At 66.5% G+C, this 11970-nt stretch carries 11 protein-coding genes; 8 read left to right on the forward strand and 3 right to left on the reverse strand.

Annotated elements, in window-relative coordinates:
• Positions 1–63 precede the first annotated feature (63 nt).
• The 3 genes from TSH20_RS07585 to TSH20_RS07595 are packed head-to-tail and all read right to left on the reverse strand — an operon-like array spanning position 64 to position 1499.
• Complete coding sequence (locus TSH20_RS07585; RefSeq protein WP_109074152.1) at positions 64–618, reverse strand: twin-arginine translocation signal domain-containing protein; 555 nt, start codon at positions 616–618, stop codon at positions 64–66.
• 44 nt (positions 619–662) lie between these two features.
• Positions 663–1058 carry a VOC family protein gene (locus TSH20_RS07590; RefSeq protein WP_109074153.1) on the reverse strand — a complete coding sequence of 132 codons (396 nt, stop codon included), beginning with the start codon at positions 1056–1058 and terminating at the stop codon, positions 663–665.
• Between the two features lie 48 nt (positions 1059–1106).
• Complete coding sequence (locus tag TSH20_RS07595) at positions 1107–1499, reverse strand: c-type cytochrome (RefSeq protein ID WP_109074223.1); 393 nt, start codon at positions 1497–1499, stop codon at positions 1107–1109.
• A 510-nt stretch (positions 1500–2009) separates the two neighbouring features.
• On the opposite strand from TSH20_RS07595, the gene TSH20_RS07600 reads away from it, so the two are divergent.
• The 8 genes from TSH20_RS07600 (at position 2010) to TSH20_RS07635 (ending at position 11965) form a co-directional block, all read left to right on the forward strand.
• On the forward strand, positions 2010–3674 hold the full coding sequence (locus tag TSH20_RS07600) for an aromatic/alkene/methane monooxygenase hydroxylase/oxygenase subunit alpha (RefSeq protein WP_109074154.1): 1665 nt from the start codon (positions 2010–2012) through the stop codon (positions 3672–3674).
• A gap of 105 nt (positions 3675–3779) precedes the next feature.
• Positions 3780–4838, forward strand: a complete 1059-nt coding sequence (locus TSH20_RS07605; RefSeq protein ID WP_109074155.1) for a 2Fe-2S iron-sulfur cluster-binding protein — start codon at positions 3780–3782, stop codon at positions 4836–4838.
• Positions 4839–4870: 32 nt separating this feature from the next.
• Complete coding sequence (locus tag TSH20_RS07610) at positions 4871–6016, forward strand: aromatic/alkene monooxygenase hydroxylase subunit beta (RefSeq protein ID WP_109074156.1); 1146 nt, start codon at positions 4871–4873, stop codon at positions 6014–6016.
• 36 nt (positions 6017–6052) lie between these two features.
• Complete coding sequence (locus TSH20_RS07615) at positions 6053–6409, forward strand: MmoB/DmpM family protein (RefSeq protein WP_085086548.1); 357 nt, start codon at positions 6053–6055, stop codon at positions 6407–6409.
• Positions 6410–6496: 87 nt separating this feature from the next.
• On the forward strand, positions 6497–8134 hold the full coding sequence (locus TSH20_RS07620) for a molecular chaperone GroEL (RefSeq protein ID WP_109074157.1): 1638 nt from the start codon (positions 6497–6499) through the stop codon (positions 8132–8134).
• A gap of 222 nt (positions 8135–8356) precedes the next feature.
• Positions 8357–10426, forward strand: coding sequence for a sigma-54-dependent Fis family transcriptional regulator (locus TSH20_RS07625; protein WP_109074158.1), 2070 nt, complete (start codon positions 8357–8359; stop codon positions 10424–10426).
• A 47-nt stretch (positions 10427–10473) separates the two neighbouring features.
• Complete coding sequence (locus tag TSH20_RS07630) at positions 10474–10851, forward strand: ribbon-helix-helix domain-containing protein (RefSeq protein ID WP_109074159.1); 378 nt, start codon at positions 10474–10476, stop codon at positions 10849–10851.
• A 220-nt stretch (positions 10852–11071) separates the two neighbouring features.
• A complete protein-coding gene (locus TSH20_RS07635; RefSeq protein ID WP_109074160.1) occupies positions 11072–11965 on the forward strand; it encodes a GntR family transcriptional regulator in 894 nt (297 codons plus the stop codon).
• Positions 11966–11970 lie beyond the last annotated feature (5 nt).

Here is an 11970-nt window from a genome sequence, read left to right on the forward strand (position 1 = left end):
CTCGGTCCTCCCCCATTTTTCGGGCATTCAGTGGGCGTTCATTCAGGCCGGCCGCCGGTGCCGTCAGGCGTCCTTGATCCAGTCGATGTCGTCGAAGCCGCGGTGGATGTAGCCGCCATATTCGGCCGACGCCCCTTCGTAGCCGAGCTTCGCCCACACCTCCGGCTGGTTGTAGAGGGCGACCACCATGTCGCCGCGGACCTTGCCGAAGAACGGCGTGGTCTCGATCGATTTCAGCACCGCGACGCGGTCCTGCTCGGCCTTGATGGCGGCATAGGGAGTGCCGTGCAGCTTGCGTGCGGCGGCGTCGAGGGCAACCGCGCCTTCGTTGAGCTGGCCGGCCAGCGTGGCGTCCTTGGCCGCCGCCTGGTCCATCGAGGCCAGCGCCGTCTCGTAATAGGCGTCGCTCAGCCGGTCGTGCGGATAGAGATCGCGCACCATCACCAGCAGGGTCTTGGCAGCTTCGGGCTTGATGGCGGTCAGCGCCTCGGCCCAGGCCGGGGTCGCTCCGATCGACACCATGCCGCCTGAAACCGCGCCAGCCGCCGCCACCGACGCGGCGGAGGTCTTCAGAAAATTGCGCCGGTTGATCCGTGTCCGTTTGTCGAGAACGCGCATGATCGACGTCTCCTTCCCAAGTGGATTGTTTTTGCTGTCAAGGCTCAGCGGTAGCGGCCGTGGCGTTGCAGGACCTCGGTCTTGTAGCCGTCCGGATCGGTGATGAAGAAAAAGCGGGCCAGCAGGGTGCCGCCGGGGGCGAATTCCTTCACCGGCGTCACCGGGAAACCCAGGGCCGACAGCCGGGCGTGTTCGCCGTCCAGATCGTCCACCGCCACCGCCATGTGGCCGTAGCCGTCGCCGTGGGTGTAGGGCGTGGTGCGGTCGTGGTTGACCGTCAGCTCCAGTTCCATGTCGTTTTCGGCGTTGCGCAGGTAGATCAGCGTGAAACCGTCGAACCCCAGCCGCTCGGCCGGTTCGAGCCCGAAGGCCTTGGCATAGAAGTCCAGCGACCGCTGTTCGTCGAGGACGCGCACCATCATGTGGATGATCTTGGCCATGATGTTTCCTGCGAAATCTTTGCCCGAGATTGGTTTGAAGCGACGGCGCTACCCTTTGGCCTTGGCCTCCAGGAACTGGACGATGCTCTTGCGGATCGCGTCGTCGTCCTGGCGGTAGTTCATGTAGCTGCCGGGGATGAACTGGTTGGAGTTCGCCAGCCAGCGTTCCAGATGGCCGGCGTCCCAGGCGAAGCCGGCACCGCGCAGCGCATCCGAATATTCGAAGCCGTCGGCCGTCCCGGCCTTGCGGCCGATGACGCCGTAGAGCGGCGGTCCGGCGCGCGGACCGTCGTCCTTCTTCACCGAATGGCAGGTTCCGCATTGCTGCCGGAACAGCACCTCGCCGTCCGCCGCCGCGGATTTCGGCGTGAAGGGCGAGAAGGGTATGGAAAGAAGGAGCAGCAACATCACCCAGCGGTGCGGCGACATCCTCGCGTGCATCGCATGCCTCATCGTTGGAAAATCCTCCCGAAGCGGGGCGCCGACACTTCGGACCAGCCGGAGTGGCGCCGTCGATCGGGTAGAGCAAGGGGCATGCCACGCCGCGGAAAGCCGCTTTCGACAAGCTTGTAAGCCGGTTTTAGCCGGTCTGGCCGGTGCCGACCGTCCCAACTGTTTCATTTTGGGACATCGCGGCGCGACAGATCGTCCCATTATGAGACAGTGCGTTATGCAAACCTTCTTTAAAATCGGCGATCCCTGGCGGCTTGGGCTTTTGGCACGCTGGTTGCTTTATGGGGTCGGCGATGCGGCTGCCCTGGTTCGGCGGCCGTAAGCGGCCTGAGGCTGCGCACCACGTCGTCGCGCCGCCACCGTCGCGCCATTGCCGATCCCGCCCTTGAGACTGCCGGTGACCCGTCATCCGGCATGCGCGGCCGACGCGATCCTTCAGGCCCGATCCACAAGCCCGACCATCGGAACACCATCATCAAAATCATGGGGAGAGACGACATGCCGGATGGATTGACGCTGAACAAGATCACCAGCCAGAAAGGCATCGGCATCACCGAGGCTGCGCGCCGGGTCGCCGATCTCGGCTGGACGCCGTCCTACGTCAAGGAGGCGATGAGCTTCCCGACCGACTACAAGATCTCCAAGGCGCCGCGCGACCCGATGAAGCAGGTCCTGCGCTCCTACTTTCCGATGCAGGAGGAAAAGGACAACCGCGTCTATGGCGCGCTGGACGCGGCGCTGCGCGGCGACATGTTCCGCAATGTCGAGCCGCGCTGGATCGAATGGATGAAGCTGTTCCTGGCGATCATCCCCTTCCCGGAGATCTCGGCGGCGCGGTCGATGGCGACGCTGGGCCAGCTGGCGCCGGGCGACGATCTGCGCACCGGCTTCACCATGCAGATGATCGACGAGTTCCGGCACTCGACGATCCAGATGAACCTCAAGAAATGGTACATGGAGAACTACATCGACCCGGCCGGGTTCGACATCACCGAGAAGGCGTTCGGCAAATGCTACGCCACCACCATCGGCCGGCAGTTCGGTGAGGCCTTCCTGACCGGTGACGCCATCACCGCGTCGAACATCTATCTGCAGGTGGTGGCCGAAACCGCCTTCACCAACACGCTGTTCGTCGCCATGCCGTCGGAAGCGGCGCGCAACGGCGACTATGCCCTGCCCACCGTCTTCCTGTCGGTGCAGAGCGACGAATCCCGCCACATCGGCAACGGCCATTCCATGCTGATGTCAGTGCTGAAGGAGCCGGACAACCACCTGCTGCTGGAACGCGACATCCGCTATTCCTTCTGGCAGAACCACATGATCGTCGATGCCGCCATCGGCACGATCATCGAATACGGCACCAAGAATCGCGACAAGAACAAGGAATCCTACGCCGAGCTGTGGCATCGCTGGATCTTCGAGGATTACTACCGCACCTACATGCTGCCGCTGGAGAAGTACGGCATCAAGATCCACCATGACGACGTTCACGAAGCCTTCGACAGCATCGTCAAGAAGAATTACGTCCACAAGATTGCGCAGTTCTTCTCCGCCGGCTGGTGGGCCAATTTCTGGCGCATCGAGGCGATGACGGAACGCGACTTCGAATGGTTCGAGAGCAAGTATCCGGGCTGGTACGACGAGTTCGGTGTCTGGTGGGAGAATTACGCCAAGCTCAGCAAGCCCGGCAGCGTGCCGATCACCTTCGCCGACACCGGCTATGTCTATCCGCACCGCTGCTGGTCGAGCCTGGTGCCCTGCGTCATCCGCGAGGATTTCCAGGTGGATGAGGTGGACGGCGAGCTTTACACCTACGCTTCCGAAGTCGACCGCTGGACCCACAAGGAGGCCTTCGCCGCCGAATACCAGGGCCGTCCGACCCCGGCGATGGGCCGCTTCTCCGGCCGGCGCCAGTGGGAGGAAGTCTATGACGGCTGGGACCTCGCCGACGCCATCCAGGACATGGGTTTCGTCCGTCCCGACGGAAAGACGCTGGTCGCCCAGCCGCATCTGTCCTTCGAGGAGAAGGACATGTGGACGCTGGACCACGTGCGCGGCCACACCATCCGCAGCCCGCTGCTGGCGCTCCGCGAAATGACGCCGCAACAGCGTCAGGCGCATGTCGAGGAATACCGCAAGGGCTTCAAGATCCGCCGGGTCTGATCCCCCGCCCATTCACTCGGGTCCGCCCCCCTTTCCGGAAGGAGAGGGGGAACGGGAACCCCTGCTGACATCACAGGCGGACATCACCGCGGAGATCGACAGACCATGACCGCACAAGCGCTGCACAACAGTCCGGCCGTCCACACGGTGCGGCTGGAGCCGGTCGGCATCGAAATGGAGGTTGCGGAGGGGGAAACCATCCTCGACGCGGCCTTCCGTCAGGGCGTCTCATTGATGCACGGCTGCAAGGAGGGGCAATGCTCCGCCTGCAAATGCCTGCTGATCGACGGCGACGTGGAGATGCTGAAATACTCCACCTTCGCGCTCTCCGATCCGGAGCGTGACAGCAACCACATCCTGCTCTGCCGTTCGCTGGCCTACAGCGACGTGGCGGTGGAACTGCTGAACTATGACGAGGATCTGCTGTCCCGCTCCATCCCGGTGAAGGACTTTAACGCGCGGTTGGCGGCGGTGGAGCCGCTGACCCACGACATCGTCGCCATCGCGCTGGACCTCGACCAGCCGATGAAGTTCTGGGCCGGCCAATATGCAGACATCACGCTGCCCGGGATCGGCCTCACCCGGTCCTTCTCGATGGGCAACCCGCCGGCGGACGGCAGCCGGTTGGAGTTCATCATCAAGAAATACCCGGACGGCGCCTTTTCCCGCCAGCTGGACGGCGGCCTGTCGGTCGGCGACCGGGTGACCGTCCGCGGCCCCTACGGCACCTGCTTCCGCCGCGAGGGGCGGGACGGGCCGATGATCCTGGTCGGCGGCGGGTCGGGCATGGCGCCGCTGCTGTCGATCCTGCGCGATCAGGCGGCCAGCGGCGAGACGCGGCCGGTTCGCTTCTTCTACGGCGCCCGCAGCCGCCGGGACCTGTTCCACCTCGACCAGTTCGAGGAATTCGCCCGCAACCTGCCGGACTTCGCCTTCATTCCCGCCCTGTCGCATGCCGAGGAGGGCGACGGTTGGACCGGCGAGACCGGCTTCATCCACGAGGTGCTGCGCCGGCACCTGTCCGAGATGGCGGAGGTGGAGGAGGCCGACGTCTTCTCCTGCGGGCCGCCGCCGATGATCGACGCGGTGCTGCCGGTCCTGCAAATGGCCGGCGTCGATTCCGCGCGCGTCTATTTCGACAAATTCACCCCCGCCACCCGCTGAGCCGGGATTTTGCAAATACGGGAGGAAAGACGATGACCATGCAGGAAACCGAAACCAAATCCGCCGCCGCCGGGGCCAAGGCCTTTCCGGGTTCCGACAGCCGCCGCTACAATTACTTCGAGCCGAAGGGCCGCAAGGCGACCCATTACGAGGACGTGACCGTCGACGTCCAGCCCGATCCGGAACGCTATCTGCTCCAGAACTGGATCATCTCCTTCGGCGACGGCACGCCGACCTATTCCAAGGACTGGACCGCGCTGAAATGCACGGACTGGCACGGTTTCCGCGCGCCCGATCAGGAATGGGAACGCACCCATTACCAGCGCCAGTCGACCATCGTCGGCATGATCCAGAACGTGGTGGAGAACGCACGCCGCGCCGGTGCGCCCCAGCGCTTCGACAAGGCCTGGGTCGCCGTGCTGCAGAACCATGTCGGCGCCTTCAAGCATGCCGAATATGGGCTGGGCACCGCGCTGATGCGGGCGCAGCGTTACGGCTACACCCAGATGGTCAACAACGCCATCCTGACCAACGCCTCCTACAAGCTGCGCTTCGCCCAGGATCTGACGCTCTACCTGGCGGAGGTCGGCAGCGACATCGGCGGGTTCGATCTGGACGCCGGCAAGGCGCATTGGCTGGACGATCCGATCTGGCAGCCCTGCCGTGAGGCGGTCGAGCATATCCGCGCCGCCACCGACTTCCTTGAGCAGTATTTCGCCGTCAACCTCGTCTTCGAACCGCTGGTCGGCGAGCTGTTCCGCAGCGGCTTCGTCATGCAGGTCGCCGCGGCGCAGAACGACTTCTCCACCCCGTCGGTCATCTCGGCGGCGGAAGCCGATTATGAGCGGAACCTCGCCAATGCGGTGGAACTGTTCGCCCTGCTGCTGCGCGACCCGGCGCATGGCGAGGACAACCGGACCATGCTGCAGAGCTGGTTCTCCCACCACGGCGGGCTGGCGGTGAAGGCGGCGTTGCAGTTGCAGCCGCTGTGGTCGCTGCCGCGGGTCAAGGCGGCGAGCTTCACGGACGCCTTCGAGCGGGCGCGCAACCGCGTCGCCGCCATCGGGCGCGAGATCGGCATCGACGCCGACCTGCCGGCCCTGCCGCCGATCGAGGTCGGGCAGCCGGCCGCTGAGGCTGCCGTCACCGCTCCGGTCACCGATGCCGCGGCCGAGTGATCCTTCCCGCATCTCCGCCACAAGAGGACGAAAACCATGAGCGTCACCACCGTGCAGCAGCTTTTCAAGCCGCTGAAGGACATCACCCAGGACGGCACCATTTCCCACCAGTGCGGCGTGACGATGAACGACAGCGTCGAGGCGCGCTGCATCGCCGAGGTGATGGAGAGCAAGCCGGGCATCACCGTCACCTATCTGCCGGCGATGATCCGCATCGACGGCGAGGGCAAGATCGAGTTCAAGATGAGCGAGATCGGCGAGGCCCTCGGCCGCGAGATGACCCCGCACATCTTCGAGATCTCCACCTCCACCCACTATGGCCGCATGGTCATGATCGACGAGGACACCGTCGTCCTCTTCGGCAACATGGACGACGCACTGGCCTACGAGTGACCTCGGGAAGGCGGGGCCCGCATCAGGTCCAGCGGGCTCCGTCTCTTTTTCAAATTCGCAAAATCAAGAATGGGAGGGACAGACGCCATGCCGAAGATGATGCTGCACCGTGCCGAGGCGCGGGCCGCGCTTGCCCGTGGGGTGGGCAAGCTGGCGCTGGCGGTGCGCGGCACGCTGGGGCCGAAGGGGACGAACGCGATCATCGACCGCCCCATCGGCACGCCGATGATCTCCCGCGACGGCGTCAGCATCGCCGCCGAGATCGAGCTGCCCTGCCGCTTCGAGAATATGGGCGCCCAGGTGGTGCGCGAGGTGTCGAAGCAGACCAACGACGTGGCCGGCGACGGCACCACCACCGCAACCGTGCTGGCCGACGCGCTGATCCAGGACGGCGTTTCCGTGCTCGCCGATGGCCATGGCTCGGTCGAACTGGTGGAGGGGATGGAGCGCGCCTGCGGCTTCGTCGTCGACCACCTCCGCGGCATGGCCCGGCCGCTGGAGCGCGAGACGCAGTTGGAGCAGGTGGCGACCGTCGCGGCGACCGACCCGGCGCTGGGCCGGCTGGTCGCGGATGCCCTGCGCCGGGTGGGGCCGGAGGGCGTGATCGACATCGAATACGGCCAGCCGGGCGCGCCGACCGCGCTGCATGTGCTGGAGGGCATGGTGCTGGACCGTGGCTTCCTGTCCCATCACATGGCGACCGAGCCGACCGGCCAGACCGCGGTGCTGGAACGGCCCCGCATCCTGATGACCGACCACAAGATCGCCGATTCGGAACCGCTCCTGCGCCTGATCGGCCGGCTCGGCGACGAACGTCCGCTGCTGGTCGTCGCCGACAGTGTCGCGCCGGAGGTGGTGGCGGCGCTGATGGCGCTGCGCCGCGATGGACGCGCTACGGTGGTAGCGATCAACCCGCCGGAATTCGGACATTGGCGTCAGGCGATGATGGAGGACATCGCGATCCTGACCGGCGGCCGCGTGATCGCCCGCGACCTCGGCGGACGCCTCGACAGCGTGACGGCGGAGGATCTGGGGGGCGCCGACCGCATCGAGGTGACCGCCGGCCGCACCACCCTCCTGCGCGGCCATGGCGATCCGGACGCGCTGGCTGCCCGCCGCGCCCTGGTGCAACGCCAGTGGGAGGAGGCGCCGCCCAACATCGAGCGGGACAAGCTGTCCCAGCGGCTGGCGAAGCTGACGCACGGCACCGCCCTGATCGAGGTCGGCGGCGCCACCCCGGTGGAGCAGAAGCGCACCGCCCAGCTTCTGGAGGATTCGCTCGCCGCCGCCCGCGCGGCGCTGGCGGACGGGGTGGTGCCGGGCGGCGGCACCGCGCTGGCCCGCATCGCCCCGCTGCTCGACCGGTTGGCCGCGGATGTGGGGGAAGGCGAGCGTGCAGGGGTAAAGCTGGTGCAGCGGGCGATGCTGCAGCCCGTGATCTGTATCGCGGAGAATGGCGGGTTGGACGGGGCCGGCGTAGCCGCCCGGATCGCCGGGCTTCCCGAAGGCTCCGGCTTCGACGCCCGCACCGGCCGTTTCGGTGACCTGTTCGCCGCCGGGATCATCGATCCGGTCAAGGTCACCACGCTGGCATTGCTGAACGCGGTGTCGGTCGCCAAGCTGATCCTGACCACCCATACCCTGGTCGCCGACATCCCCGACGACGTAGACCCCACCGCCGGTCCGGCGCGTGGCGGCGGGATGGAGCGGTACGGGCGCAGCTGACCCCGCTATGCCGCGACGGCTCACCTCCACCTTCGGGGAAAAACACAGGAAAAAGGCCATAGAGTATTCCGCTACTACCGCTCCCGCTTAAGTCCGGCTTATAATTTCCTACGCAAACAATCGTGGGCGCGGAGTACTTCAGGGCGAGTCTCCGCACCCCGTTTAAGGACAATCGGCGCTACGGGAAATCCGTGAAAGACGCCGGGAAGCAGGGAGGGGACTGTGTTGGTCAACGAACAGGTCGGTATCGGCCGTCTGGCCGTTGCTTCGTCCGGTCCGGCGTTCCATGCGCTGGTCGACGGCGAAACGGCGACGATGAAGGCGTGGGAGGATTTCGTCTCCGGATCCCGGCGGGAGAATCTGCCGGTGCGCGACGTGGTCATCCGATCCTGGGCGCGCTGCCAGAGCTTTCTGGTCGATGCGCGGGCCGATGCCGCACCGGTGGTCGGCAGCGATCTTGTCGAGGCCCTGCGCCGCAACAACCGCGACCTGCTGCAGGCCGCCGCCACAACCCTGGCGGAGGCGGCGAACCTGCTGGCCGGAACGCGGACGGTGATGCTGATCACCGATGCCAACGGCGTGGTGCTGGAGGCCGCCGGAGACCGCGCGACGATGAACGCGGCCCGCGACATCAGCCTGGCCTGCGGCGGCCAGTGGGGCGAGACCTGCGCCGGCACCAACGGCATCGGCACCGCGCTCGCCTCCAAGCAGCCGGTGCTGGTCCAGTCGGCGGAGCATTACTGTGCCGGAATCAAGGGGTGGAGTTGCGCCGGCGCGCCGATCCATGACCCGGTCGACGGATCGGTCGTCGGGTTGCTCGACATCTCCGGCCTGAAGCAGAGCTTCAGCGGGCAGGCGCTGGCGCTGGCCGTGGTTGCCGCCCGGCAGGTGGAATGGAACCTCGCCCGCCAGACGGAGGCCGAACATGTGCGGCTTCTGGAGGCCTGCCTGGAGGACAGCCAGAAATACGCGGGCGAGGGGTTGATCGCGCTGGATGCGCGTGGGCGTCTTCTCTTCGCCAGCCGCAAGGCGGCGAATCTGCTGAAGGCGAGCCTTGGATCGGAGCTGCCGCCGCTGAATAGGGGGACGAAGCTGCCCCTTGTCGGGTTGGAGGGCGGCGCCGGCGGCCGGCTGCCGGTTCCGTCAGACTGGGTCCGTCCGCTGATGCTGGATGGCGAGCGGCGGGGGACGCTGCTGGTGATTCCCGGTTCGGCGTCGTCCCGACCCTCGGCCGGGCGCCGGGCGGTGCCGGACGAGTCCGACCACAGCCGCTGCCGCTTCGCCGACATCGTCGGGGCCAGCGACAGCCTGCGTGGCGTGATCGGGCAGGGGGAGCGTTTGGCGCCGCTGCCGGTCCCCATCCTGATCGAGGGCGAGACCGGCGTCGGCAAGGAGTTGTTCGCGCGCGCCATCCACGGCCACAGCGCGGTGGCCGGCGGACCCTTCGTGCCGTTCAATTGCGGTGCGGTGTCGCGCGAGATGCTGGGCAGCGAGCTGTTTGGCTATGTGCGCGGCGCCTTCACCGGCGCGGCGGCGGAGGGGCGGATCGGCCGTTTCGAACTGGCGGACGGCGGCACGCTGTGCCTGGACGAGATCGGCGAGCTGCCGCTGGACCTGCAGCCCTATCTGCTGCGGGTGCTGGAGGAAGGGGTGCTGTACCGCATCGGCGACAACGTCCCGCGCCGGGTGTCGGTGCGGCTGCTCGCCATGACCAACCGGAACCTGCGCCAGGAGGTCGCCGCCGGCCGGTTCCGCCGCGACCTGTACCACCGCCTTGCCGTGACGGCCCTGCGGGTGCCGCCCTTGCGGGAACGGCATGGCGACGTGCCGCGTCTGATCTCCCACTTCAACGGCGTGCTGGCTGAGCGGCATGGCCGCGCCCCCGTCCGCTTCACCGCCACGGCGCTGGATCTGCTGCAAGGCCACGACTGGCCGGGCAACGTGCGGGAACTGCGCAATGTGGTCGAGCGCGCGATCCTGCTGTCCACCGGCGGGACCGTAGATGTCCATGATCTGCCGGACGAGCTGCGCGACACCTGCGGCTGCCTGGAGACCGGCGGGTGGCCCTCGCCCTATCCGGCGGTTGCGGGGCCGGCCATAGCAAGCCAGACACCGGCCGGTCCGGTCCCGATGTCGCTCACGGTCACCGAACAGCGGACGATCGAGGATGTGATCGCCGCCACCGGCGGGAACCTGTCGGATGCCGCGGCGGTGCTGGGGATTTCCCGCAGCACCCTATATCGCAAGATGAGCCAGCACGGCATCCAGCGAGGCGCGGTTCGCCGGGGATGAGCCGGATTCGATGTGGGACAGGTCCATCGTTGGAGGAGGATCGGCGCATGTGCCAAATCTTTGTCAACACCGACCCGATCCTGTACGAGGCGCGGTCCCGCTCGGTCCGCATCCACGGCATGGTGACCAGCATCCGGCTGGAGAACCTGTTCTGGAACGTCCTGGCCGGCATCGCCGCCGAACAGGGAATCACGACCAACCGCCTGATCGTCACACTCTATGACGAGGTCATGGAGGTGCATGGCAGCGTCCAGAACCTCGCCTCCTTCCTGCGGGTCAGCTGCGTGCGCTATCTGACCCTGACCCCCGAAGCGGCGACGCGCGGAATTGCCGTGGGGACAAATGCCTCCGAATCCGCACCGGACGGCGACGGGGCGTCCGTCGTCGCCTTCCCTGCCGATCGCCAAGTCTCCGCCAAATCGTGACGGCAATCGTGACAGCGGCGCAGTCCGAATTCTGACCGGCTGGACTGCGCCGGCCACCGAAGCCGAACCCAGCCTGCACCCGATTGAATGACTTGGGTGCGGGCCGCAACCGTTGGTGCCCCCAACATCGCTGTTGACCGAAGCTGTATTATCCATCATACAGGTTCCTGTCTGGTGAATGGACAGGCGACGGTTTCCGATGACGGGGAGGCGGAGTGCTGTGAAGTCGGCGGTCGAACCCCTGAAGGCGCGCAGGATCTATTTGCTGCTGCGCGACCGCATCGTTGCCGGCGAGCTGCCGCCGGGCGTGCGGCTGCCGGGCGAGCCGGCGCTGGCGACCGAACATGCGGTGTCGCGGGTCACCGTGCGCCGCGCGCTCGACCTTCTGGAAAAGGAAGGGCTGGTGCAGCGCAAGGCCGGCTCCGGCACCTTCGTCCACGACACGCGCGCCGTCCGTCCCATCGTCGCCGATCTGTCGAACGTGCTGTCGCACCTGATCGACATGGGCCGCAGCACCGATGTGAAGCTGCTGTCCTTCGGTTACGGCATCCCGCCTGAGTCCATCGCCGAGAGCCTGGGTCTGAAGCCCGGCGAACGGGTCCAACGGTCGGTGCGCGTGCGCCTGATCGACGGGGAGCCGTTTTCCTACCTGACCACCCATGTGCCGGAATGGATCGGCCTGACCTATTCGGAGGCGGAACTGGCGGCGCGTCCGTTGCTGGAACTGATCGAACGGTCGGGCGTGACGACGGAGCGCGCCACCCAGGCGATCAACGCGACGCTTGCCGGCCCGGAAGCAGCGGCGGCGCTGGATCTGGAGATCGGATCGCCGCTGCTGACCCTGACCCGCATCGTCTACGAGCCGTCGGGCCGTGGCGTGGAGCATCTGCACGCGCTGTACCGGCCCGACCGCTACAGCTTCCACATGGATCTGGTGCGCACCGGCAACGACGGCGAACGGCGCTGGAGCCCGGCGCTTGGCTGGCCACGCACCACCGAGAAGGCCGAGCGCAAGAAGGCCGACAAGAGCAAGACTGACAAGAGCAAAACCGACAAAAGCAAATTGGGCGAAAAGCCCACCCGCACCCTGCGGGCAATCAAACAGAGGAGTTGAGCGTT

The organism is Azospirillum sp. TSH20, assembly GCF_003115935.1.
In the GTDB taxonomy this organism is placed as follows: Bacteria; Pseudomonadota; Alphaproteobacteria; order Azospirillales; family Azospirillaceae; genus Azospirillum.

Bases quoted from the DNA above. Each gene is read 5' to 3' on its own strand.
- TSH20_RS07610 (WP_109074156.1), top strand. From the start codon at position 4,871: ATGACCATGCAGGAAACCGAAACCAAATCCGCCGCCGCCGGGGCCAAG.
- TSH20_RS07615 (WP_085086548.1), top strand. From the start codon at position 6,053: ATGAGCGTCACCACCGTGCAGCAGCTTTTCAAGCCGCTGAAGGACATC.
- TSH20_RS07600 (WP_109074154.1), top strand. From the start codon at position 2,010: ATGCCGGATGGATTGACGCTGAACAAGATCACCAGCCAGAAAGGCATC.
- TSH20_RS07590 (WP_109074153.1), bottom strand. From the start codon at position 1,058: ATGGCCAAGATCATCCACATGATGGTGCGCGTCCTCGACGAACAGCGG.
- TSH20_RS07620 (WP_109074157.1), top strand. From the start codon at position 6,497: ATGCCGAAGATGATGCTGCACCGTGCCGAGGCGCGGGCCGCGCTTGCC.
- TSH20_RS07605 (WP_109074155.1), top strand. From the start codon at position 3,780: ATGACCGCACAAGCGCTGCACAACAGTCCGGCCGTCCACACGGTGCGG.
- TSH20_RS07595 (WP_109074223.1), bottom strand. From the start codon at position 1,499: ATGCACGCGAGGATGTCGCCGCACCGCTGGGTGATGTTGCTGCTCCTT.
- TSH20_RS07630 (WP_109074159.1), top strand. From the start codon at position 10,474: ATGTGCCAAATCTTTGTCAACACCGACCCGATCCTGTACGAGGCGCGG.
- TSH20_RS07585 (WP_109074152.1), bottom strand. From the start codon at position 618: ATGCGCGTTCTCGACAAACGGACACGGATCAACCGGCGCAATTTTCTG.